We start from the raw sequence: 23,300 nt of genomic DNA, 5'->3' as shown, positions 1-23,300 counted from the left end.
GACGTGCGTTTCTGCAGGCCGTCGGCGAGGACGCCGGACCCTCACGGTGCCGAACCCGGCGCGTAGGCCCTGATCCCGAGCGGCAGGTCCGAGCCCGGCCGGCGGAAGCGGGCGGCGGTGCCGTCCGCCGCGCGGGCCAGGATCGCCGGGCCGACATTCACCGCATCCCACGGGCCCGACAGCTCGAACGAGGCGGCGTGGCGCGGCGTGCCCTCGGAAGCGGCCGCGCGCGGCGCCACGTCGGCCCGCGCCTCGACGCGGCGGCCGGCGAGGTCGAGGCGGCCGCTGAGCGAGGCGATCAGGGCATTCGACGCGAAGCTGCCTTCGACCACCTCGCCGACGCCGTCGGAGAACAGCAGCGACAGCGCGGCGTGTTCGTAGGGCGTGCGGCCGTTGCGGCGGGCGAGGGTGCCCGGGGCGGCGGCGCCGCTGCGCTGTAGCACGTCGGCGAGATCGAGGCCCGCGATCACGCCGTCCTCGCTGCGGAGCGCGATGCGGCCCGCGACGCTGCCGGCGAGCGTGCCCGCGTCGGGCCCCGAGCCCTCCAGCACGAGGCTGCCGCGGGTGGCGCCCTGGACCCAGGCGGTGCCGCCGAGGTCGCTCATCAGGGCGCCGAGATCGATGCCGTCGACATGCCCCTGCGCCTTGACGCGGGTCAGGGCGCGGTCGCCCGCATCGGAGGCGAGCACGATCCGGCCCTTCACGGTGCCGCCGCGCAGGCCCGCCCGGCCGAGGGAGGCCTCGATCCCGCTCTCGCGCACCATCACGCCGCAGGCGAGATCGGTGATCGGGACCGGGCCGATCCGGGCGCTGCCCGCGGAGATGCGCAGGTCGAGGTCGCCGCTGGTGAGGGGGGCCAGCGCGAGGGATCGCCCTCGCCATCCCTGGGAATCCCCGCCGTCGAAGCCGGTGAGACGCAGCATTCCGGCGAGCAGGGGAGAGAGGTTGAGGCTCTCGGCGGCGAGGGTCGCCTGGACGGCGTTGCGGCCCGGTCCGAACCCGGCCGAGCCCGCGCCTTCGAGGACGTTGCCGCCGGTCGTCACCCTGACGTTCGGAAACTGGACCTCGCGGGAGGCGGCCTCGAAGGCGCCTTCCACGGAGAGGTCTTCGGCCAGCGGCGCGAGGGCGACGTCGCCGCCGGTCCAGGCCAGGGTCTCACTCAGCGAGCGGATGCGCAGGCTGCCGGTGCCGGTCGCCTTGACGCCGTCGTCGGTGATGCTGCCGCTGCCCTCGGCGGCGAGCGAGCCGGCGGGCCATGCGAGGCTCGCCGCGAACGGGCTCGTCTCCCCGGCCAGGAGGGCGCGCGGCTGAAGCTCCGCGACGGCGAACTGCGTCCGCGCGCCGTTCCACGTGAGGCTGCCCGCGAGCGCGAGGCTCGCGCGCCACGCCACCGTCAGTTCGACATCGCGGGCGGTCTGCGGGCTGCCGTCGCGAGGATCCTGCCCGATCACGGTGGCGCGGGTGAGGACGAGCCGGCGTGGATGGGCGCCGTTCTCGGCCAGCCCGCCCGCCAGCCGCTCGGCGGCGTTGCGCCAGCGGGTGTCGTCGGGGCTCTCGGGCAGCCGGATCTCGGCGCCGTCGAGGGTCAGCGACTCGACCGCGACGCGCCCGGTCAGGAGCGCGGCGGTGTCGAGCTGGAGCGAGAGCCGCCCGCCGGACGCGAGAACGGCGCCGTCCGCATCGCCCTCGGTCAGGCGCACGCGCGCGAAGGTCACGCGGGGGAGGGGAAGCAGGACGATCTCGGTCGCGCCGTTCGCGCTCAGCGAGACGCCCCAGCTCCGTTCAAGGCCGCGACCGACGAAGCGGGCCACGCCCGGCGCTTCGACGGTCCACGGCAGGCAGGCCGCGACCAGCCCGGCGACGAGGACCCCGAGTCCGACGGCGGAGAGGGTACGGCGCGGCGACATGATACTCCGAGAACAGGGGCGACGAATCGCGAGCGGTCGGATCGGTGGAGACGGGCCGTGCGCGCTCCGAAGACGTCTCGCGAAAGGTGCCGCCAGTCGATGCGGAGAAATCCCCAATGGCAACAGTCCTAGCGGCTCGCCGACGGCTTGTCCCACGACAGGCGGCGGCGAGAGCCGGATATGCAGCGTTTCGTCGGCAGAGCGTCCTGGCACCTCTCCGGGCGCCCCCGGCGCCGTTCCTTGCCGGCAATTGCGTCGCCGGTTTGACGAACGCTCTGTTGCAGTGCACATCCCCGGCATGCACCGACCGAGGGGGCAACCCGCCGCGCAGACATGACCGCGGCGGTGCCGCCGGGACGATGACGGAAGGACGGTTTCGATGAAGAAGGTACATCCGGACCCGAAGGCGGCGCTCAGCGGCCTGCTGCGCGACGACATGACGGTCATGTGCGGCGGCTTCGGCCTGTGCGGCATCCCGGACGAGCTGATCGAGGCGATCCGCGAATCGGGCGTGAAGGGCCTGACCGTCGTCTCCAACAATGCCGGCATCGACGGCGTGGGCCTCGGCAAGCTGCTCGAGACCCGTCAGGTCAGGAAGATGATCTCGTCCTATGTCGGCGAGAACAAGGAGTTCGCCCGCCAGTATCTCGGTGGCGAGCTGGAGATCGAGTTCAACCCGCAGGGCACCTTGGCCGAGCGCATCCGCGCGGGCGGGGCGGGCATCCCGGCCTTCTTCACCAAGACCGGCGTCGGCACCAAGGTCGCCGAGGGCAAGGAGGTGCGCGAGTTCGACGGCGAGCACTACGTGATGGAGCGCGGCCTGTTCGCGGATCTCGCCATCGTCCACGCCTGGAAGGGCGATACCGAGGGCAACCTCGCCTACCGGAAGACCGCGCGCAACTTCAATCCGATGATGGCCACCGCCGCCGAGGTGACGGTCGCGCAGGTCGAGCACCTCGTCCAGCCGGGCGAGATCGACCCCGACCACATCCACACGCCGGGCATCTTCATCGGCCGCATCATCCACGTGCCGACCCGCGAGAAGCGCATCGAGCAGCGCACCGTGCGCAAGCGCAAGGAGCCGGAAGCGGCGGCGGCCGCAGGCGGCGGCCAGATCTGATTCTTCTTCGAGACTCGGCCGCGAGGCCTTTTCGCGTGACGCAAGCCCCCTGATGTCCGGGCGCGTCGCCCCGATGGTGCCAACGAGGAAAGACCGCAACAATGGCCTGGACCCGCGAGCAGATGGCGGAGCGCGCCGCCAAGGAGCTGGAGGACGGCTTCTACGTCAATCTCGGCATCGGCATCCCGACGCTGGTGTCGAACTACATCCCCGACGGCATGTCGGTGCAGCTCCAGTCCGAGAACGGCATGCTCGGCATGGGTCCGTTCCCCTACGAGGGCGAGGAGGACCCCGACCTCATCAACGCCGGCAAGCAGACCATCACGGCGCTGCCGACCACGAGCTACTTCTCCTCGGCCGATTCGTTCGGGATGATCCGCGGCGGGCACATCGACCTGTCGATCCTCGGCGCCATGCAGGTCGCGCAGAACGGGGATCTGGCCAACTGGATGATCCCCGGCAAGATGGTGAAGGGCATGGGCGGCGCCATGGACCTCGTCGCCGGCGTCAAGAAGGTCGTCGTGGTGATGGAGCACGTCGCCAGGAACAAGGACGGCACGGAGGCCCCCAAGCTCCTGAAGTCCTGCGACCTGCCGCTCACCGGCACCCAGGTGGTCGACATGGTCATCACCGATCTCGGCGTCTTCACCATCGACAAGAAGGGCGAGGGCGGGATGACGCTGGTCGAGCTCGCCGACGGCGTCACCGAGGACGAGATCCGTTCCAAGACCGAGGGCGCCTTCACCGTCGCCCTCCGGTAGCCCGCTCTCGTTTCGGGACGCTTCCGGCGACCCTCCGGGTCGCGATGGCTAAGCTGGCATTAAGCCGTTTCGTCGAATGCTGCGCACCGGCCGGCAGGGCGCCTCAGAGCGCTGCGGCCGGGGGCTTGTGGCGACACGAGAGGCTTTCTGCGTATGCGTAGCGTTGCGGGTTCGGACAACGTCATTCCTTTCCGCCGTCCGGCGCCGATGCGAGCGACGGGCCTGGGCGGGTTCGAGGGCGAGGCAGGGCCGCGTAGCCGCTCGCGGGCCGACCAGCGCAGCCTGATGGACGCGGTCTACGCCACCGGCAGCCTGCGGGTGCCGGCCGGCGACCGCGAGACCAAGCTGATCGCCTCCCGCCTCCAGGTCTACGGCTTCCTGACCATCGAGGAGATGGACGAGGACGGCGGTCTGCGCCGCCTGCGCCCTTCCGAGGCGATCCGCGCCCGCGCCGAGCGTCCCTGGCGCCTGTCCAAGGCGAGTTACGGCGCGAGCCTCGCCGTGACGATTCCGTCCGTGGACGATTTTTTGTTCGAGCCGGCTGGGATGCCGGTCTGACGGGGGCGCCGTCTTCTCGCTGAACCGTTCGTTGCGCGGCTGTCGGCCGGTGCCTCAAGGTGCCGGGCGGCGGCCGCGTCGGCGTTTCGTGCCGGGTGCATTAAGGATGTGGTCTCGCGCGCAACCGCGCCTCTACACGTCTCGCGGGCGTCGGCTGAGGCATTTTCTTCCCCCCTTATGGGAAGAGGCCCACGCTCAGGTAGCCAGGCGGCCTCGAACGGGTTCAGTCCCCCGTCCCGGTCGCCCGCATCTCCGGTGCCCCGATCCGGGCCGCGAGCGCCACCAGCGTCTCGGCGAGCAGCGCCGGCAGCGCCGTCGCGTCGCCCATTGCGTCGCCGGCCCGGGCCGAGGCCTCGATCGCGCCGGCGGTGTCCTTCATCCGCGCCGCGCCGATATTGGCGCTCATCGACTTGAGGCTGTGGGCGGCGCGGGCCGCGGCCGGGGCGTCGCCGCTCGCCAGCGCCGCTTCGAGGTCGGTGAGGGCGCCGGGGGCTTGGCGGGCGTAGAGGCGCAGGACGTGGGCGACGAAATCGCCGTCGCCGAGTTCGTCGAGATTGGCGAGCGTCTGCTCGTCGAGCAGCGCGCCGACGGGGACCGCCCGCTCCGGCTCGGGTTCGGGCGGCGCGGCCTGCTCCGCGAATTCCTGCTCGGCGACATGGCGCGCGAGTAATGCGGCGAGTTGGGCGAGCGTGAAGGGCTTGGCCAGCATCCCGTCCATGCCGGCCGCCTGCCACGCGAGCGCGCCGTCGCCGACGACATGGGCGGTGAGCGCCACGATCGGCACCCGTGCGGCGCCGGTCTCCGCCTCCCGCGCGCGGATCGCGGCGGCGGCGGCGAAGCCGTCCAGGACCGGCATGCTGCCGTCCATCAGGATCAGGTCGAAGGTTTCCGACGCGCTCGACGCGACGGCCGCCGCGCCGTCCTCGACGCAGGTCACGGCGGTGACGCCGAGCCGCGACAGGGCCTCGGTGGCGACCTCGCGGTTGACCGCGCTGTCGTCGGCCACGAGCACCCGCGCGCCGGCGAAGGAGGGGAGGGCGGCGGAGCGGTCGCTTGCCTCTTGGGCGGGCGCCGCCGGCGTGGCGAAGGGGGCGCCGCTGGCGAGCGCCGCCAGCACGGGGCGCCACTCGGACTGGACGAGCGGCCAGCGCATCAGTTCGTCGGCGAGGCCGCGCTCCAGAAGGTCCGGCCCGGCCGGATCGCCGATCGGCACCAGGGCGACGATGCGGGCGATCTGATCCGGGCGCCGGCCGAGCGCAGCGAGTTCGGAGGCCAGCGCGATGCGGTGGGCCCCCGCACCGCAGTCCAGCCGGAAGCCCGCGGCCAGGAGATCGGCCTCGATCACGGCGCGGGTCGCGCCGCCGATTGCGCCGAGCCTGATCCCGTCGGGCAGGCCCGCGCCGATACGGGCCGGCGGCTCGGCCGGCACGGCGCCCTCGATGGGGATGCGCGCCCAGAAGGTCGAGCCCTCGCCGATCCGGCTCTCGACGCCGACGCTGCCGCCCATCGCCGCGATCAGCCGCTCGGCGATTGAGAGGCCCAAGCCCGTGCCGCCGTAGCGCCGAGTGGTCGATTGGTCGGCCTGGGAGAAGGCGGAAAAAATCTGCCCGAGCTTGTCCTGCGGGATGCCGATGCCGGTATCCGAGACGGCGATCAGCAGGACGTCGCCCTCCCGCTCCATCCGCACGAGGACGTGGCCCGCGCCCGTGAACTTGAGGGCGTTCGAGACGAAGTTGCCGAGCACCTGACCGAGGCGCACGGGGTCGCCGAGCAGGCTCGCGGGCACGTCGGGCGCGACCTTCGCGGCGAGGTCGAGGCCCGCGGAGCGGGCGCGCTCGCCGAACAGGGTCACGACGGTGTCGGCCACGTCGCGGGGATTGACGGGGATGCGCTCGACCTCGAGCTTGCCCGCCTCGACCTTGGCGAAGTCGAGGATGTCGTTGATGATCGCCAGCAGCGACTGGCCCGAGCGGGCGATGACCTTGGCGTAGCGCTGCTGGCGCGGCGGAAGCTCGGCGTTCGCCAGGAGTTCGGCCATCACCAGCATGCCGTTCATCGGCGTGCGGATCTCGTGGCTCATGGTGGCCAGGAAGGTGGATTTGGCGGCGTTGGCCGCATCCGCCGCCTGCTTGGCCTCGATCAGGTCGACGGTGCGGGCGGCGACCTCGCGCTCCAGGCCGGCGCCGTGCTCGGCGATGGCCCGGTCGCGCTCGTTGACCGCGCCGAGCAGCGCGTTGAAGGTCTTGGCCAATCCCTCGACCTCGTCGCCGCCGTGGATGTCGGCGCGCCGGGTGTAATCGTGATGCAGGCGCACGCCGTCCATGGTGCGGGCGAGCGCCGCGAGCGGGCGCGTGACCGAGCGCTGCAGCCGCAGTGACACGGCGAGCCCGAGGCCGAGGGCCACGAGGCCGGCGAGCAGAGCGGTCCCGGCCACCTCGCCAATGCGGGCGGCAAGGTCGCGCGAATCGGAGACGATCACGACGCGCCCGACCTCGCGGGCAGTCTCGATCACCGGAACCGAGACGCGCAGGGTGCGGGTCGTCATCAGGTCGAGGGGCGAGACCCGGCCCTGGTCGAGGTCGATGTCCTCGGAGAGGCGCAGGCCAATGCCCTGCTCGGCGAGGATGCCGCCCTGGCCCTCGATCGCCGCGTAGACCACCGCGCCGTCGCCCGCGACCGCGCGGAGCGTCGCGAGCGCCGCGGCCTCGTCGCCCCGCGCCGTCGCTCCGGCGGCGGCGGCGGCGATGACCTGGGCGGTCATGCGCAGGGCCTCGCGCTTGTCGGCGGCGTAGCGCTCGACCTCGCGCCACGCCGACAGGCCGGTGGCCAGCAGCAGCGCCCCCGCCACGGCCCCCGCGACGATCAAGGCGAGCCGGCCGGCCAGGGAGCGCAGCGGGTTGAGGGAGGCGGCGCGCATGGAGCGGAACGTCCGGTTCAGGCCGCGAAGGCGTGGCACTGCGTCCGCACGTCGTCCCAGCCGGCCAGGAAGGCGGCGACGCAGGCCGGATCGAAATGGGTGCCGGCATTCTCCTGGAGGAAGGCGGCGGCGGCGTCCGGTGTCCACGGCTTCTTGTAGGGCCGCTCCGAGACGAGGGCGTCGAACACGTCGGCCACCGCGACGATGCGCCCGCCCAGCGGGATCGCCTCGCCCTTCAGGCCGGAGGGATAGCCGGTGCCGTCCCAGCGCTCGTGATGGCTGGCGGCGATCTCGGCAGCGAGCTGCACCACCTCGGACGAGCTGCCCTGGAGGATGCGCCGGCCGCGGTCGGCGTGCTTCTGCATCTCGCTCCGCTCCTCCGCCGAGAGCGGTCCGTTCTTGAGAAGGATAGAATCCGACAGGCCGATCTTGCCGACATCGTGCATGGTGGAGGCCAGCCCGATGCGGGCGACCTCGGAGTCCGGAAGGCCGAGATTGCGCGCGATCACCGTGGCGTAGGCGGCCACGCGGGCGATGTGGTCGCCGGTATCGGTGTCGCGGTGCTCGGCGGCCCGCATCAGGAGTGCGATGATCTCGCGCTCGCGCGCCTCGCAGACGGCGACCGCGGCGGCGACCTCGCGGGCGAGGATGGCGGAGCGCTCCTGCTCGCGGCGGTGGGCGCGGGACAGGTGCAGGAGGTTGGTCACCCGCGCCCGGATCTCGACCGGGTCGGTCGGCTTGCCCAGGAAATCGGTGGCGCCGCGCTGCAGCGCCTCCCGGCGCAGGCTCTGCTGGTCGAGGCTCGTCACCATCACCACCGGCACGTGGGCGAAGCCCGGCACGTTGCGGGCGGCGGCGATGAATTCGAGGCCCGTCATGCCCGGCATGTCGTAATCGGTGATGACGATGCCGATCTGTGCGACGTTCGCCACGAGGAACGCCAGCGCGTCCTCGGGCCGGGTGAAGTCGACCGCGCGGCAGCCCGCGATCGGGGCGAGGGCGCGGGCGAGCAGCAGGTTGTTCATCTCCGAATCGTCGAGGATGAGGGCGAGCAGCGTCTCGTCCCCGCCGGGAGCGGACCCGACCTGGGGCGCCGACGGCGGGACGGCCGCGAGCGGAAATGCGTGGCTGTTCATGATCGCCTCCGGTCGATGCGGTCCGTCCTCGATCCCGGTCATTGGCTGAGCAGGAGCCGTCCGGAGACCGGGCCGACGCCCTTGGGCACCGGCACGCTGGTGCCGGAGTAGTTGGCGTTGAGATACAGGTTCGGCCCTTCGTAAAGGTTGATCTGGCGGGCCACGACCACGGTGTAGGCCGACAAATCGGCGACCGGCTTCGAGGAGTCGATCACGAGGCGCCCGTGCGGCAGATGGATGGTGCCGAGGATGGTGCGGGCGTTGTCGCTGATGATGCGGTAGATCCGCATCGGCTGGGTCGGCGTCACCAGCGGCGGCGGCGTCGGCGTGATGACGTCGCCGAGCAGGGTGTCCACGAGAGCGACCGGATCGATCGGCAGAACGACGGAGGAATCCTCCGACATCAGCAGCCCGGCCATCGGGCCCGTGGTCGGGGCGGCGAGGCTGATGGTGGTCTTCTTGTCGAACAGCAGGCCGGCATTGTTGCCAGTGAAGAAGAAGGCGACGTCGTTGCCGGTCAGCGTCGCCTCCTTGTCGACGATCAGCGGGCCGTCCTTGATCACGTAGATGCCGGGCTTGAGCGTGACCACGGCCTTCTTGGTGATCTTCAGCCCGCCGCAATAGGTGCCCGGCTCAAGCGTCACGTTGCTGGCGATGACGTTGACGCCCTTGCTCGGGCCGGTGGCGACGTCGAGGAGTCTCAGGATCGCCGCGAGCAGCGTGCATTGCCCGATCTGCGGGGTCGGGCGGTCGCGCAGCGGATCGGAGATCACCGGGCAGCCGGTCTGCGGGTTGGGCGTGAAGTTGGCGCTCTGGTTCTCGAAGCCGCCGGCCGAGCAGATCGTCTGGGCGCGGGCCATCGAGGCGTTGCGGCCGACCATGCCGGACTTGTCCGACGAGTTGGAATAGAGCGCGCAATCGTAGGCGGTGACCTGCGCCTTCTGCTGCACGGAGAAGGCGCCCGCGGCCGACGGATCGAGGGAGAGCATGCACAGGCGCATCTTGCCGACGACGCTCGCCTTGGCCTGCGCCGAGATCGCCATCGTGCCCATGCCGACGAAGGGACCGAAGATGAGCCGTACGGTCTGTTCCGCCCGCGCGGCGACGCTGGTCTTGTCGGCGGCGACGCTGACTTGGACGGAGACCGGCGAGGCCGGGCTCGCGTTCGCTTCGGTCTGGATGGTCTGCGTGGTCAGGCCGATGATGGAATCGGTGTTCGAGACGACGAGCTTGAGGGCGTTGCCGCCGGCCATGACGCCGGCATCGACCGCGTTCTGGAGATTGCTCCGCTGCGAAACGAGCCGGGCGTAGTCGACCGCCCCGCCGACCATGCCGACGAGGGCGGTGGCCGAGAGGCCGAAGATCACGGCGACCGAACCCTGGTTCGCCCGGCGCAGGCGCAGGGCCTGCGCGACCGCGCGGAGGCGCAGCGAGGCGCCGTCGGACAGGATGCTCCGGGCCACCCGCCACCAAGCATGCCGTGGGCCGTCGTCGTGTTTCGTCCGAGCCGCCATCGCGACCGCTAGCTCCGCAGATCCGTCGGCCCGAGGCTACGGGCCGACGCTTAACGGGCTGCGATTGCGACCCCCTGTGTTTCGCGCCTTTCCGCCTTCCATTCCGGCATGGTGAAGAGTGTATGAAGGCGGTGCCGGCCGACGCCGCCCGAAGACGATCCGCATCGGCATCCCCGTCGCCGGAGCGCGCTCAGCGCGGGCAGGGCTGCCCGCCGGGCAGCACGATCTCGGCCTGCCCGTTGTAGGATTGGCCCTCGCGCACGGGCCACACGGTCTTGCCGGTGAAGGTCAATCCGTTGAGGACGGGAAAGAATGAGAACAGCGGCCGGTAGGTCAGCCGCGTCTCCGCCATGACGAAGCGGTCGCCCTTGGAGGCGGTGCCGGAGGGCGGCGCCCCGATGACCGACCCGATCTCGCGGGCGGCGTCGCGCTGCTGCACGCTGGAGCACACCTTCGCGACGAAGCTGCTGCCCGACTGGTAGACACCGCCGGCGGTCAGCACGATCCCGACGCCAGCGAGGTTGTAGGGCGCGGCCACGACCTGGGCGGCGGCGAACACGTCGTCGATGCGGGTCTGGTCCTGGCGTGAGATGAGGTCCGCCATGGCGGTGGTGGCCTGAGCGAGGCGGTTCTGCGTCGCGACCGCCCGCGGGATCTCGATCGCGGCCATGAACAGCAGCATCAGGAGCGGCGTCACGAAGGCGAACTCGACCGCCGTCGCCCCGCCCTCGGACCGCGCCATCCGCGCGACCGGGCCCCACCCTGGTGGCCGATGCGCTAGCACGACCGGTCCTCGAAGCCCTCGGTGCGGAACACCATGGTCGAGGTCAGGAGCTGGCGTCCGCCGGGCATCGCCTGCCCGGTGAAGTCGAGGAAGCGGAACGGGCGCAGGACCGGGACGGCGACCCGGAGGCTCACCACGCTGTTGCCCGCCGGACAATCGAAGCGCGCGCCGAAACCCGCCGACCAGTCGAAGGTCTTGGGATCGTAGGGCGCGGCGATCTGCGAGGGGACGAAGCTCTCGGTGCGGGTGAGGTCGATCCGCATGTCGGCGCAGCGGAACATGTTGAAGCCCCCGCCGCACATTGCCGTGCGCAGCCGAGCGACCGGATCGTCGCCGGTGGCGCCGGCCTGGAACGTGCCCGTGCGCAGAAGCCTCGCGGCGCGTTCCGTCGACACGTCGAGGCGGTGCTGGGCGAAGACGATCAGCGAGGCTTCGAGGATCACGGCGATGAGGGCGAAGAGCGGCAGGGCGACGAGCGAGAATTCCACCACGGCGACCCCATGCACATCGGAGCCGAAGGGCGCCCGACGAGGCGCGCTCCCGGAGATCGCCCGCATGGCGAATGCGATGAGCCTGCCGTCTCCCACGCTGTCCGGTCTTCGTCGTGTGTCGCTGCCGCCGGTCGACGGTCGACGTGAGTGTTTCGCCTACCGTGACCGTGCGGCACCCTAGCCGCGACCGTCTTTACGCTCCGTGAAATCGATCGGGTGGAATCCGCACGGATCGGCGGATGGATCGGTAAGGACCGTCCTGCGGCCGGGCACGGAACGAGGAGGATGGCGCGCCACATCGACCCGGCGTTGCACCCCGGACCCGGATCGGCTATCGCTCGCGCCGATTTCCTTTTCGGCAACGTCAGGATCGCCGGTGCCCTCAGCGCATCCCGGTCCCACTCTCGTTCCCGGCGGGGATGTCGGCCCTCGGCCATCGCTTGTTTCAGCATGCGTCGGCCCTCCGCGAGGAGGTTGGCCCGACCGGATCGTTCCATCCGGCGGCCGGCGGTGACGGGGGTCCATGCCACACTTGCCGTCGGCGCGGCCTCCCGTGGGGGGCCCTTAGGAGAGAGAATGTCCGCTGGTCTGAACGTTTCCCAGCCGAGCCGCGAGGATTTCGCGAGCCTGCTCGAGGAAAGCTTCCTCAATCACGAGATCACCGAGGGTTCGGTCGTCAAGGGTCGCGTCGTCGCGATCGAGAAGGACGTCGCCGTCATCGACATCGGCGCCAAGACCGAAGGCCGCGTCGCCCTCAAGGAATTCAACGGCCCCGGCCGTGACGGCGACCTCGCCGTCGGCGACGAGGTCGAGGTCTATGTCGACCGCATCGAGAACGCGCTCGGCGAGGCCGTCATCTCGCGCGACAAGGCGCGGCGCGAGGAGAGCTGGGTCAAGCTCGAGAAGGCGTTCGAGGCCAACGAGCGCGTCACCGGCACGATCTTCAACCAGGTCAAGGGCGGCTACACCGTCGATCTCGACGGCGCCGTGGCGTTCCTGCCGCGCTCCCAGGTGGACATCCGCCCGGTGCGCGACGTGACCCCGCTGCTCGGCACGCCCCAGCCGTTCCAGATCCTCAAGATGGATCGCCGCCGCGGCAACATCGTCGTGTCGCGCCGCACCGTGCTCGAAGAGAGCCGCGCCGAGCAGCGCTCGGAGCTGGTGGCCAACCTCGAAGAGGGTCAGGTCATCGACGGCGTCGTCAAGAACATCACCGAGTACGGCGCCTTCGTCGATCTCGGCGGCATCGACGGCCTGCTTCACGTCACCGACATGGCGTGGCGCCGCGTGAACCACCCGTCCGAGGTCGTGACCATCGGCCAGACGGTCAAGGTCAAGATCATCAAGATCAACCACGAGACGCACCGCATCTCGCTCGGCATCAAGCAGCTTCTGGCCGATCCGTGGGAGGGCATCGCCGCCCGCTACCCGGAGGGCGCCAAGCTCAAGGGCCGCGTGACCAACATCACCGATTACGGCGCCTTCGTGGAGCTGGAGCCGGGCATCGAGGGCCTGATCCACGTCTCCGAGATGAGCTGGACCAAGAAGAACGTCCATCCGGGCAAGATCGTCTCGACCTCCCAGGAGGTCGAGGTGCAGATCCTGGAGGTCGATTCGGTCAAGCGCCGCATCTCGCTCGGCCTCAAGCAGACCCTGCAGAACCCCTGGGACGGCTTCGCCGAGAAGCATCCCGTCGGCTCCGAGGTCGAGGGCGAGGTCAAGAACAAGACCGAGTTCGGCCTGTTCATCGGTCTCGAGGGCGACGTCGACGGCATGGTCCACCTGTCGGATCTCGACTGGAACCGTCCCGGCGAGCAGGTGATCGAGGAGTACAAGAAGGGCGACATCGTGCGCGCCCAGGTTCTCGACGTGGATGTCGAGAAGGAGCGTATCTCGCTCGGCGTGAAGCAGCTCGGCGGCGATCCCTTCGCGGAAGCCGGCGAGATCAAGAAGGGCCAGATCGTCACCTGCGAGATCGTCGAGGTGAAGGATTCGGGCTTGGAGGTGAAGCTCGTCGACACCGACATGCAGACCTTCATCCGCCGCGCCGAGCTCGCCCGCGACCGTGCCGACCAGCGCCCCGAGCGTTGGGCCGCCGGTGAGAAGGTCGATGCCCGCGTGGTGCAGTTCGACCGCAAGGCCCGCCGCGTGCAGGTCTCGATCAAGGCCCTCGAAGTGGCCGAGGAGAAGGAGGCGATGGCCCAGTTCGGCTCGGCCGATTCCGGCGCCTCGCTCGGCGACATCCTCGGCGCCGCCTTCAACAAGAAGAAGGGCGGCGACGACGAGTAAGACGAAGCGCCCCGAGGTTCTCACCTGGGGCCTTCCCTCTCCCGTCCGACGGCTCGAAGAGCGGAGACCCGCTTTTCGGGCCGTTTCTTTTTGCGTTACCCGCTGCAGGGACCAGAAGAGGGCGCTCTCCTCCCCCTTGCGGGGAGGAGGTAGGAAGTGGGGTGGTGCGGAGGGCACCGTCGCGCTCAATCCTGAACCACCCCCACCCCGAACCTCTCCCCACAAGGGGGAGGGGACCCAGCGCGGTAGCCCCGTGAGCCGGAGAGAGGATCGCGTGCCTGGACCGTCGAAGGATGACCGCCCGGTGACCGCGGCAGGAAAAAGCCTCGCCGCGCGGCTCGCCGGCTTGGTCCAACCGCGCCGCCGCGCCGACGCCCTCCCGGCCGATTTCGACGCGGACCTCTATCTCGATCTCAACGCCGACGTCGCCATGGCGGTGGAGGCCGGCCACATCGCCTCGGCGGCCGAGCACTGGGTTCATTTCGGTCGCCGCGAATCCCGCGCCTACCGCCTTCCGGCGCCGACGGGCGCGCTCGGCGGCGGCATCGTCGGGGCCTCGACCTTCCGCTATCCCTACCGGGCCGTCGGCGCCCTGCCGCCGATGGCATTCGCTGCCCCCGCCATCGGCCCCGACGACGAGGCCATCGCCGCCCGCCTGATCGCCGCGTGGCGCCATTCCGCCGCCGCCGCGCCCGAGGCCGCGGAGGAGGGGATGTGGGCGGCCCGCAGCACCGGCTTCTCGGCCTTCCACACGGCGCTCCGCGCGGGCGACGCGCGGGCGCTCGCCGCGCTGCTCGCACCCCTGTTCCAGTCGCACCTCGCCCACGGCATCGCCATGGGCCGTACCACCGCGACGCTCGCCCGCCACGCCCCCGAGATCTTCGCCGCCGCCTGGTGCGACCGGCTCCTGCGGCTCGCCGAGGCGCTCGGGGTCGAGCCGGTGCGCTGCCCCGAGCAGGGCGATTTCGCCCGTCCCCTGGAGCGCGTCGGAAAGATCGAGCGGATCGAGGCCGCTCTGGGCTTCCGTCTCGTCTTTCCCGATGTCGGGGCCCCCTACGGCGTGCGCTTGCGCGAAAAGATCCTCCCCGAGCACGCCTTCAGCCACGCCTACGCCGCCTGGCGCATCCGCGGGCTGAATCCCGGGCCCCGGCTCGCCGAGATCGGCGGCGGCTTCGGCGGCCTCGCGTGGTTCCTGCGAGATGAGGGCCGGAGCTACACCATCCTCGACCTGCCCTTCACCAACGTGCTCCAGGGCTGGTTCCTTCTGAAGGCCGGGCTGTCCGTCTCGCTCGCCGGCGAGCCGGAGGCGCGCTTGCGCGTCCTGCCGTGGTGGGAGATCCATCGCGACGCGCGCTACGACCTCGTCATCAATCAGGATTCGATCCCCGAGATGCCGCCGGACGCCGCCGCGATGTACGTGGCCCGCATCCGGGAGATCGCGCCGCTGTTCTACTCGGTGAATCAGGAGGCGGCCGCCGCCAACACCGAGGCGTTCCGTCAAGGGATCGTGCCCAACCTCGTCGCGCGCGACGGCGGCTACCGCCGCCTCGGCCGCAACCCGTTCTGGTTGCGCGACGGCTACGTCGAGGAGATCTACGCCCGCCGCGACACGGAACCGCCGGGCTGAGACCCGCCCGCGCCGGACAGCCCCTTGCCGCCCCTCGGTCGCCGGGTCTAAACACGGCCGCAGGGTCGAGCGGCCCGCCCGAATCCAGGCGCGTCAAGGACTTGGCCAAGAGTTGGCCGAGACGTCGTCCCCGGAGATCGGCGCGGATCGCCCGAATGGACAAGTGCGGTTCAGCGTTCCGTGGCGCAGTCTCACGGTCGGCGAATCGCGATACGGCCCGGATGAGGCCGAACGCCAGGGAGTGGACCGTCGGATGGCCGCAGACGCCGAGTTTCTGATCGACCGCCGTCGCCTGCGCCGCAAGCTCACCCTGTGGCGGGTGGTCGGCATCGGCGCCCTCGTCGTCGCCGTCGGCGCGGTCGGCTACCGCGCCCGGATCGGCGAGGGGCGCTTCTTCGCGGTCAATCAGGACCAGATCGCCCGGATCTCCATCGGCGGCTTCATCGCCGGCAGCGACGCGACCCGCAAGCTGATCGAACGCGTCGGCAAGTCCGATTCGGTCAAGGGCGTGGTGCTCTCGATCTCCTCGCCCGGCGGCACGACGACGGGCTCGGAGGAACTCTACCGCAACATCCGCGCGCTGGCCGACAAGAAGCCGGTGGTTGCCTTCGTCGACGGCACCGCGGCGTCGGGTGCCTACATCACGGCCATCGCCGCCGACCACATCGTCGCCCGCGAGACGGCGCTCGTCGGCTCCATCGGCGTGCTGTTCCAGTACCCCGAGGTGTCGGGCCTGCTCGACCGGGTCGGCGTGAAGGTCGAGACGGTGAAATCCTCGCCGCTCAAGGCCGAACCCTCGGGCTTCGCCCCGACCTCGCCGGAGGCGCGCGCCGCGCTCTCGGCCATCGTCATGGACACCTATGGCTGGTTCCGCGGGCTCGTGGCCCAGCGCCGCGGCATGAGCGACGAGCAGCTCAACGCGGTGGCCGACGGGCGCGTGTTCAGCGGGCGCCAGAGCGTGCCGCTCAAGCTCGTGGACGAACTCGGCGACGAGCGGAAGGCGGTGGCGTGGCTGGAGACGGAGCGGAAGATCCAGAAGGATCTGCCGGTGCGCGACTGGAAGCCGAAGGCCGAGGGCGGCCTCACGCTGTGGTCGTCGCTCGGCACCGCCGCGGACCTCGCCGGGTTCGATGGGCTCGCCGCGCGCCTGCGGGCTCTCGGTGCCGAGACGACCGCGATAGGGCAGGGCGGCCTGCTCGCCCTCTGGCGCCCGGCTCCCTGAGCCGGATCGCCGTGCCGCGCCCACTCCGCACCCGGAAGATTGCCGCATGATCAAATCCGAACTCGTGCTCAAGATCGCCGAGCAGAACCCGCATCTCTACCAGCGGGACGTCGAGACGCTCGTCAATGCCATCCTCGACACCATCGCCGATGCGCTGGCCCAGGGCGACCGGGTGGAACTGCGCGGCTTCGGCGCCTTCTCGGTGAAGCGGCGCGAGGCGCGGCGTGGGCGCAACCCCCGCACCGGCGAATCGGTGGCGGTGTCCGAGAAGGCGATCCCTGTCTTCAAGACCGGGAAGGAGATGCGGCTGCGCCTCAACCGCGCCGGGATCGGCGAGGAGCGGGCCGAGGCGTAAGCCTTCCGCGCCCGTCGCCCCGTGACGGCCGCGGTTGCGCGCCCTACCTCTCCCCGCGAACGCATCGGCCGGGATCGGTCGGGCGCGTAAACCCTTTGATCGCGCCGTCCGAGCCGTCGAGGCTCCCGCGGCGGCCCGGCCCGGCGCCTGACCGGATCGGGCCGGCCGGGCGGCGGGACCGATCCGTCGGAGACATGGTGGAATGATCCGTTTCCTCAAAGCCCTGGTGCTGGTGCCGGTCGCGGTCGTGGTGGTGTTGCTGGCGGTCGCCAACCGCGAGACCGTGACCCTGTCGTTCGATCCGTTCTCGCCCGAGCCGTTGTTCAGCGCCGTGTTGCCGCTCTACGCGGTGCTGTTCGGCGCGGTCGCGCTAGGCGTCGTGGTCGGCGGCATCGGCAGTTGGCTGAGCCAGAGCGGCACCCGCCAGCGGGCGCGCTACCACCGCCGCGAGGCCGACCGCCTCGCCAAGGAGGCCGCGACCCTCAAGACCTTCGGCACTCCTGCCGCCGAGCCGAGCTACGGCGTGGCCGGCACCCACGCCGCCTTGCCGGCACCCGCCGGCCGCTGAGGCCCGAAACACTCGCTCCCATGTCGAACGTGCGCGTCAAGATCTGCGGCCTCGGCACCGAGGCGACGCTCGACGCCGCGCTCGAGGCCGGAGCCGACCTCGTCGGCTTCGTGCATTTCCCAAGGAGCCCGCGCCATCTCGCCCTGGACGCGGCCGGGCGCCTCGCCCGCCGGGCACGGGGCCGGGCCGAGTGCGTGATCCTCCTCGTCGACCCAGACGACGCCCTCCTGGCGGCGGCGGCCGAGGCCGTCGATCCCGACCTGATCCAGTTGCACGGCCGCGAGAGCCCGGAGCGGGTCGCGGAGGTGCATCGCAGAACCGGACGCGCGGTGATGAAGGCCGTGGGGATCGCCACCGCCGACGATCTCGCGACACTGCCCGCCTACGCCGCGGTCGCCGACCGCCTGCTCCTCGACGCCAAGCCCCCGCCCGGCGCGACGCTCCCCGGCGGCAACGGCGTGTCGTTCGATTGGGACTTGCTGGCGCAGGCGAGCCTGCCCGCCGGCACGATGCTGTCGGGCGGACTCGACGCCGCCAACGTTGCCGAGGCACTCGCCCGCACGGGCCTGACGGCCGTCGATGTGTCCTCCGGCGTCGAGGTGCGGCCGGGTGAGAAGGACCCCGCCCGCATCGCCGCCTTCATCGCCGCGGCCCGCGGCCGGGTCTGAGAGAGCCGTCCGAGGGTGTAAAGCGTCGCCGCGCGAAGCACGGGACGCCGCATTGCGGCCGGCTTCCCATGGGTCTAGCACGCGGGCAGAGTATCGATGCCCGCCGAGGACCGTATCCCGTGACCGTGAACCCCGCACCCAACTCCTTCCGCACCGGGCCGGACGAGCGCGGCCGCTTCGGTATCTTCGGCGGTCGCTTCGTCGCCGAAACGCTGATGCCGCTGATCCTCGACCTCGAGAAGGCCTACGAGGCGGCCAAGGCCGATCCGTCCTTCAAGGCCGACATGGAGAGCTACGGCACCCACTATATCGGCCGCCCGAGCCCGCTCTACTACGCCGAGCGCCTGACCGAGCATTTTCGGAGTCAGGCGCCCAAGGGGAACGGCGCCAAGATCTACTTCAAGCGGGAGGAGCTGAACCACACCGGCTCGCACAAGGTGAACAACGTGCTCGGCCAGATCCTGCTCGCCCGGCGCATGGGCAAGCCGCGGATCATCGCCGAGACCGGCGCCGGCCAGCACGGCGTGGCCACCGCGACGCTCTGCGCCCGCTTCGGCCTGAAATGCGTCGTCTACATGGGCGCCGTCGATGTCGAGCGGCAGGCCCCGAACGTCTTCCGCATGAAGATGCTCGGCGCCGAGGTGGTGCCGGTCCAGTCGGGCACCCGGACCCTCAAGGACGCGATGAACGAGGCCCTGCGCGACTGGGTCACCAATGTCGCCGACACCTTCTACTGCATCGGCACGGTGGCGGGCCCGCACCCGTACCCGGCGATGGTGCGCGACTTCCAGTCGGTGATCGGCCACGAGACCAAGGCGCAAATGCTGGCGATGGAAGGGCGCCTGCCGGATTCGCTGATCGCCTGCATCGGCGGCGGCTCGAACGCCATGGGCCTGTTCCACCCCTTCCTCGACGACCGCGAGGTCGAGATTTTCGGTGTCGAGGCCGCAGGGCATGGTGTCTCCAGCGGCCTGCACGCGGCCTCCCTCACCGGCGGCAAGCCGGGCGTGCTGCACGGCAACCGCACCTACCTGTTGATGGACGCCGACGGACAGATCGCCGACGCGCACTCGATCTCGGCGGGCCTCGACTATCCGGGCATCGGCCCGGAGCATGCGTGGCTGCACGAGGCGGGCCGCGTCACCTATCTCTCGGCCACCGATTCCGAGACCCTGGAGGCGTTCAAGCTCTGCTCGTCCTTGGAGGGCATCATCCCGGCGCTGGAGCCGGCCCATGCCCTCTCCAAGGTCGCCGAACTCGCCCCGACGAAGCCCGCCGATCACCTGATGGTGCTCAACCTCTCGGGCCGCGGCGACAAGGACATTCCCCAGGTCGCCAAGATCTTCGGCCAGACGCTCTGATTCCCGGGGGCAAGGGGGTCCACGAAGAACCTGCGGCCGGAGCGCCGCAGGCCGTTGACACCCCCGCCGCCTTCTCCCTATATCGCCGCCCACCGGAGGACGCCGCACGCGCCCTTCGCGTCGGTGGCGGGGTAGCTCAGCTGGTTAGAGCAGAGGAATCATAATCCTTGTGTCGGGGGTTCAAATCCCTCCCTCGCTACCAATATCCTATAGCCTGCACAGGCACTTAGACCCGGAGCCCTGGACCCCACGTCCGGGGCTTTCTCGTTCTCGGGCGGATTTCGGGCGGACTTTTCTGCACGCTTGCCGGGCGGCCCGCCCGGATTCGAGCGCCGCGGCGGACCATCCGGCACCCTGCACTGGGTGGCGTATCCCGATCCAGGTCACGCCCTCGGCGCCGGTCCTGGCCATGTCCGGTTAACCGTCCGTTCCGCCGCCTGTGGCCGGTTAAGGTCCCGGCAAGTCGGGGGCCCGAGGTTGCGCGTGACGCAACCCACAGGGAGCCCACAGGATGCCCACCCGCTACGAGATCGCCGCCGCCGTCTTCGCGGCCCTGACCGACCGGGACCGCCAGCACCTCGCCGAGGCCATCGCGGCGGCCGCCCTCTCGGAGGACGGGGACGCCTCCGACGACTGGTACATCGACATGTCGAACGCTGGGGTCCCGATCCCCGGCACCGCCGGCGAGCCCGTCACCGAGCGGCAGCTGCGCCTGGCCTGCCGCCTCCTCGCGGACGCGAAGTCGGCCCCGCAGACCGACGCGATCGAGTGGGAGTGCCTGCTTCGAGGAGCGTTCGGGCACGAGCACGTTGCCCGGTTCGAGGCGCTCTACGCCGGGGTTCCCCTCGGCGAGGACGCCGCCGCGGCGTCCGAGCGCTAGGAGGCCGCCATGCACCCCGCCCCCTACGGCAGGCTCCGCGGCACCTACGACATCTACTACTGGCTGGCGCGTGCCGGCCGTCACGCCCCCGGGGTGAGCCCGGAGCGCGTCCGGGAGATCGCCGCCGACGCGGCCGAGCTGGCCGAGCGGTTCCGACTCGTGATGCCTTACGACACCGCGGCCGCGTTCTACCTCCGGGAGGACCTGGAGGCGCGGATCGCGGCCTTCGAGGCCGAGGGCATCGACTGGCGCGACGGGGTCGACTAGCCCTCGACCTCGATCAGCGGCGAGACGGGCTCCAGGGACCACGGCAGGAACGTCATCGGGCGGTTGAGCTCCCGCCTGAGTTCCTCTCGGACTTCCTCTCGGAGGCGCTCGGCCGCCTCAAGAGGGTAGTCGACGGGCGCCTCCTCGCCGTCGGCGCCGACCCGGAACGGCTCGTAGGCGATGCGCGCCGAGGCCTTCGCGACGGCGCAGACGCTGGTCCCCTCCGCGCCCATGTCATCGAGTAGCTGCCACATCGCGTCGGCGAGGGCCTGGACCTCCGCGGTGCGCCCGGTCGGAAGCACGCGCTCGATCAGGCGCACCTCCGCGAGTTCCGCCGGGCCGGAACGGTTCAGCTCCTCGGTCCCCATGAACCGCAGGTGTCCCACCGCGCCGTCTTCGAACCACACCTCGGCAAGCTGTGGGGTCCTGACCCATCGGTCGGCCCCTCGACGCGAACCCACCAGTTTTCGGTTCGGTACGTCATGCCACCACCCTCAGCTCGACCTCGACCACCTCAGGCTCCAGGCGTTCCGGGTAGAGCGTCGGATGGTAGGGCCGGAGCTGCGCCCAGCTCTGGCGCGCCTGCTGCGCCGTCGCCTCGGCCGCCTCGCGTTTGAGGTAGACCTGCGCCGTCGCCAGCCCGTCCCAGGACTTGCGGGCCGGGTGCATGGAGTGGTTGCAGAACAGGAGGCCCGACGCGGCGTCCCGGACCGCGAAGCGGGTGACCGGGGCGGAGGCATCCGTGGGGGACGGCGGGTAGGCCTCCACCGCACGCAGGGCCGCCACCGCGCAGGTGCGGCAACGCTGGAAGCGCTTCTCGCCGAGGGCGCGCTCCCGGCAGTCTCGACACCGGCCCGTGTAGAGGCCGGGGGACCAGCAGAACCGCGCGAGGTCGGCGTCGGTGTAGCCGTCGTGGACAGGCATGGGGATCGTCAGGTCCTTCACGGTCAGCCCTTCCGCGTCGGGGTGGTGGCGTCGCGCAGGCGCGCGAGTTCGTGGTCGGTGCGCTCCAGCGTGAAGAACACGCCCGTGAACAAAATGGCGGCCGAGAGGACGACGATCGCCCCGCAGCACACCCACAACGTCAGCTCGCCCATCATGCCGCCTCGCGCTGCAGGAGCCCGTAGCTCTCCAGGACGACCAGGATCCCGCCGGCTAGCTGCCCGTCGTCGAGCCCGTCGGCGCGCCCGCGGACGAGGGCCTCCCGCACCAGGGCGACTGGCCCCGGCGCGGTGAGCGCCTGCCCGAACAGGCCGACCTCGATCGCCGGGCGGCCGGCCTCGGGCAACGCGGCGAGCGCGGCCGCGACGTCGTCGTAGACCATGACGGGCGGGCGCATCGTGTTGGACACCCCGACCGCCGCAAAGGCGGCGAGTGCCTCGGGCTCCTCGCACCGAGCCTCGACGACCCGGCGCCGGAAGGCGACCTGGGCCGGCCTCGGGATCCCGTAGAAGGCCCACGCCGCCCGGTGCCGCTCTGCCTCGCTCTGCATCGCCCGTCCCTCCGCTGCCTCTCGGGCGAGGGTAGCACCGCGCGGCGATTCGCGACGGGACGGGGCCCGGCCACGGAGCCCAGGGATATCTTCACCACGCCCCCGATCGCCGGTTGCCTCGGGAGTCCCCGCCTGCCACGGTGCGAGCCTCACCGAAGGGATCGCCCCCGTGACCGTCGCTCGCTTCTTGAAACGGATAGCCGCCGCCGCCTGAGCCCCGAGCTCGGCGCCCGCCCGCGTGCCCCCGTTTCCAGCGAGTTCCCCGATGACCGATGACGTCCTTCGCCATGCGCGTCGCCGCGCCCGTATCGAGACCTACCGCGAGAGCGAGGCCCGCCACCGGCGCGCCATGGCGATCCCGCCGACCCGGACGGCCACGCTCGACGAGGTCCTGACCGGCGCGCAGCCGATCGACGCCAGCCCGATCGAGGACGCCAAGCTCTGGGCTCGCGAGGTCCTCCACTCCCCCGCCGCCCCGACGTTCCCTGATGGTCTCCACGTCGCGCTGAACATGTTCGGCCTGGAGCCGACGGCGGCCCGTGCCGTCGCGGTCGAGCGCCTCGCCCTTGCGCAGATCCAGGCGGTCTTCCCCGACCTGACGGCCGAGGACTCGTACGGCGAGGTCGCCGACCGAGCGACGCTCTACGCCGCCTTCCTAGGCGACCCGGAGGCCGCCGGGCGCGCCGTCGCGATCGTGCATGACCACATCTTCGCGCACCTCCACACCGGGCTGCCCGATCCCGTGCCGCTGCGCGAGACTTTCGTGACGCTCCTGCACGTCGCCTCGCTCTGCAGCCGCGATCTCCCGGTGCAGCCGATGGCGACCGACCTGCAGGCGGATTGGCGCATGGGGCGGGGATCGGCGCGTCAGCTTCTCGACACAATCGCGGACGTCGCCGCCCCGCCCGACGAGCTCCCCGCCGGCGCCGCCCCGGCCGCGCCGCAGGCCCCGGTGCCGACGGTGGCCGCGAGCGACGACGGCGACCTCGATCTCGACGGGATCCTTCAACGGGCGCACGCCCCCAGCCTTGTCGTGATCCCGGAGCCAGCCGGCAAGAAGAAGGTTCCGGGCCAGGCCGCCGCCATCGTCGGCCGCGCCCTGCCGCTGCGCCCGATGCCGAATCTGGAGGCACTCGGCCGGCACCTGGTCGAGCGCAGCCCCTGGGCCGCGCCGGGGATCGCCCGCCTGATCGGCCTGCTCCAGGGCCGGGTGCACGCGGCTTTCCCAAACGTGGTCTTCGTTGGCCCGCCCGGATCCGGGAAGAGCGAACTCGCCCGGGACTTCACCTGACCTGACCGGTATTTTGAACCGAGCCAATTGAGAGGTTACTGCATGGCGGTGGCCATGGGTAGCCGGAAGGCGAGATCCGGGTAGCTGACTGG

23 protein-coding genes and 1 tRNA gene are annotated in these 23,300 nt (G+C 71.1%); 14 read left to right on the top strand and 10 right to left on the bottom strand.

Annotated elements, in window-relative coordinates:
- Positions 1–41: 41 nt before the first annotated feature.
- Positions 42–1,907: an AsmA family protein gene (locus tag HNR00_RS22790; RefSeq protein ID WP_183573403.1), complete on the bottom strand. Its 1,866-nt coding sequence runs from the start codon at positions 1,905–1,907 to the stop codon at positions 42–44.
- A gap of 379 nt (positions 1,908–2,286) precedes the next feature.
- Between HNR00_RS22790 and HNR00_RS22785 the strand changes: the two genes are divergently transcribed.
- From HNR00_RS22785 to HNR00_RS22775, 3 genes are all read left to right on the top strand, one after another.
- Positions 2,287–3,027 carry a CoA transferase subunit A gene (locus tag HNR00_RS22785; RefSeq protein ID WP_183573402.1) on the top strand — a complete coding sequence of 247 codons (741 nt, stop codon included), beginning with the start codon at positions 2,287–2,289 and terminating at the stop codon, positions 3,025–3,027.
- A gap of 101 nt (positions 3,028–3,128) precedes the next feature.
- Positions 3,129–3,788, top strand: coding sequence for a 3-oxoacid CoA-transferase subunit B (locus tag HNR00_RS22780; RefSeq protein WP_183573400.1), 660 nt, complete (start codon positions 3,129–3,131; stop codon positions 3,786–3,788).
- 153 nt (positions 3,789–3,941) lie between these two features.
- A complete protein-coding gene (locus tag HNR00_RS22775; RefSeq protein WP_183573398.1) occupies positions 3,942–4,346 on the top strand; it encodes a hypothetical protein in 405 nt (134 codons plus the stop codon).
- Between the two features lie 223 nt (positions 4,347–4,569).
- Here HNR00_RS22775 and HNR00_RS22770 read toward each other — a convergent pair whose 3' ends face one another.
- The 5 genes from HNR00_RS22770 to HNR00_RS22750 all read right to left on the bottom strand — a co-directional run bounded on the left by HNR00_RS22770 (position 4,570) and on the right by HNR00_RS22750 (position 11,185).
- Positions 4,570–7,263 (bottom strand): hybrid sensor histidine kinase/response regulator, encoded by a 2,694-nt coding sequence (locus HNR00_RS22770; RefSeq protein ID WP_183573396.1) that lies wholly within the window; start codon positions 7,261–7,263, stop codon positions 4,570–4,572.
- 17 nt (positions 7,264–7,280) lie between these two features.
- Positions 7,281–8,318, bottom strand: coding sequence for an HD domain-containing phosphohydrolase (locus tag HNR00_RS22765; RefSeq protein ID WP_183573479.1), 1,038 nt, complete (start codon positions 8,316–8,318; stop codon positions 7,281–7,283).
- Between the two features lie 119 nt (positions 8,319–8,437).
- A complete protein-coding gene (locus HNR00_RS22760; protein ID WP_376770409.1) occupies positions 8,438–9,829 on the bottom strand; it encodes a pilus assembly protein TadG-related protein in 1,392 nt (463 codons plus the stop codon).
- Positions 9,830–10,103: 274 nt separating this feature from the next.
- The gene (locus tag HNR00_RS22755) at positions 10,104–10,655 is read right to left on the bottom strand and encodes a TadE/TadG family type IV pilus assembly protein (RefSeq protein ID WP_183573392.1); all 552 of its coding nucleotides are present in this window, start codon (positions 10,653–10,655) and stop codon (positions 10,104–10,106) included.
- Between the two features lie 35 nt (positions 10,656–10,690).
- On the bottom strand, positions 10,691–11,185 hold the full coding sequence (locus HNR00_RS22750; protein WP_312886104.1) for a TadE/TadG family type IV pilus assembly protein: 495 nt from the start codon (positions 11,183–11,185) through the stop codon (positions 10,691–10,693).
- 579 nt (positions 11,186–11,764) lie between these two features.
- Between HNR00_RS22750 and rpsA the strand changes: the two genes are divergently transcribed.
- The 10 genes from rpsA (at position 11,765) to HNR00_RS22700 (ending at position 20,425) form a co-directional block, all read left to right on the top strand.
- Positions 11,765–13,477 carry a 30S ribosomal protein S1 gene (gene rpsA / locus HNR00_RS22745; RefSeq protein ID WP_183573388.1) on the top strand — a complete coding sequence of 571 codons (1,713 nt, stop codon included), beginning with the start codon at positions 11,765–11,767 and terminating at the stop codon, positions 13,475–13,477.
- Between the two features lie 304 nt (positions 13,478–13,781).
- Positions 13,782–15,104 carry a class I SAM-dependent methyltransferase gene (locus tag HNR00_RS22740; RefSeq protein WP_183573386.1) on the top strand — a complete coding sequence of 441 codons (1,323 nt, stop codon included), beginning with the start codon at positions 13,782–13,784 and terminating at the stop codon, positions 15,102–15,104.
- A gap of 253 nt (positions 15,105–15,357) precedes the next feature.
- Positions 15,358–16,326, top strand: a complete 969-nt coding sequence (gene sppA / locus HNR00_RS22735; protein ID WP_183573384.1) for a signal peptide peptidase SppA — start codon at positions 15,358–15,360, stop codon at positions 16,324–16,326.
- A gap of 46 nt (positions 16,327–16,372) precedes the next feature.
- Positions 16,373–16,681 (top strand): integration host factor subunit beta, encoded by a 309-nt coding sequence (ihfB, locus tag HNR00_RS22730; RefSeq protein WP_056246699.1) that lies wholly within the window; start codon positions 16,373–16,375, stop codon positions 16,679–16,681.
- A 202-nt stretch (positions 16,682–16,883) separates the two neighbouring features.
- Positions 16,884–17,249: a LapA family protein gene (locus HNR00_RS22725; RefSeq protein WP_183573382.1), complete on the top strand. Its 366-nt coding sequence runs from the start codon at positions 16,884–16,886 to the stop codon at positions 17,247–17,249.
- A gap of 20 nt (positions 17,250–17,269) precedes the next feature.
- Positions 17,270–17,917, top strand: a complete 648-nt coding sequence (locus HNR00_RS22720) for a phosphoribosylanthranilate isomerase (RefSeq protein WP_183573380.1) — start codon at positions 17,270–17,272, stop codon at positions 17,915–17,917.
- A 119-nt stretch (positions 17,918–18,036) separates the two neighbouring features.
- Positions 18,037–19,278 (top strand): tryptophan synthase subunit beta, encoded by a 1,242-nt coding sequence (gene trpB / locus HNR00_RS22715; RefSeq protein WP_183573378.1) that lies wholly within the window; start codon positions 18,037–18,039, stop codon positions 19,276–19,278.
- A gap of 125 nt (positions 19,279–19,403) precedes the next feature.
- A tRNA-Met gene (locus tag HNR00_RS22710) sits at positions 19,404–19,480 on the top strand.
- Positions 19,481–19,789: 309 nt separating this feature from the next.
- Complete coding sequence (locus HNR00_RS22705) at positions 19,790–20,158, top strand: hypothetical protein (protein WP_183573376.1); 369 nt, start codon at positions 19,790–19,792, stop codon at positions 20,156–20,158.
- A 9-nt stretch (positions 20,159–20,167) separates the two neighbouring features.
- Positions 20,168–20,425 carry a hypothetical protein gene (locus HNR00_RS22700; RefSeq protein ID WP_183573374.1) on the top strand — a complete coding sequence of 86 codons (258 nt, stop codon included), beginning with the start codon at positions 20,168–20,170 and terminating at the stop codon, positions 20,423–20,425.
- On the opposite strand, the gene HNR00_RS22695 is transcribed toward HNR00_RS22700, so the two are convergent.
- The 4 genes from HNR00_RS22695 to HNR00_RS22680 all read right to left on the bottom strand — a co-directional run bounded on the left by HNR00_RS22695 (position 20,422) and on the right by HNR00_RS22680 (position 21,917).
- Positions 20,422–20,811: a hypothetical protein gene (locus HNR00_RS22695; RefSeq protein ID WP_183573372.1), complete on the bottom strand. Its 390-nt coding sequence runs from the start codon at positions 20,809–20,811 to the stop codon at positions 20,422–20,424. The two genes, HNR00_RS22700 and HNR00_RS22695, sit on opposite strands and share 4 nt — an antisense overlap.
- A gap of 94 nt (positions 20,812–20,905) precedes the next feature.
- Positions 20,906–21,349: a hypothetical protein gene (locus tag HNR00_RS22690; RefSeq protein ID WP_183573370.1), complete on the bottom strand. Its 444-nt coding sequence runs from the start codon at positions 21,347–21,349 to the stop codon at positions 20,906–20,908.
- Positions 21,350–21,372: 23 nt separating this feature from the next.
- A complete protein-coding gene (locus HNR00_RS22685; protein ID WP_183573368.1) occupies positions 21,373–21,525 on the bottom strand; it encodes a hypothetical protein in 153 nt (50 codons plus the stop codon).
- Positions 21,522–21,917 (bottom strand): hypothetical protein, encoded by a 396-nt coding sequence (locus tag HNR00_RS22680; RefSeq protein WP_183573366.1) that lies wholly within the window; start codon positions 21,915–21,917, stop codon positions 21,522–21,524. Before HNR00_RS22680 ends, HNR00_RS22685 begins: the two co-directional genes overlap by 4 nt.
- Before the next feature lie 265 nt (positions 21,918–22,182).
- On the opposite strand from HNR00_RS22680, the gene HNR00_RS22675 reads away from it, so the two are divergent.
- Positions 22,183–23,208: a P-loop NTPase family protein gene (locus tag HNR00_RS22675; RefSeq protein WP_183573364.1), complete on the top strand. Its 1,026-nt coding sequence runs from the start codon at positions 22,183–22,185 to the stop codon at positions 23,206–23,208.
- The last annotated feature ends 92 nt before the right edge of the window (positions 23,209–23,300 follow it).

It is taken from the genome of Methylorubrum rhodinum (assembly GCF_014199935.1).
GTDB lineage: Bacteria > Pseudomonadota > Alphaproteobacteria > Rhizobiales > Beijerinckiaceae > Methylobacterium > Methylobacterium rhodinum.
The sequence above is the reverse complement of the archived record's forward strand: the minus strand, read 5'-3'. Positions and strand labels throughout refer to the sequence as shown.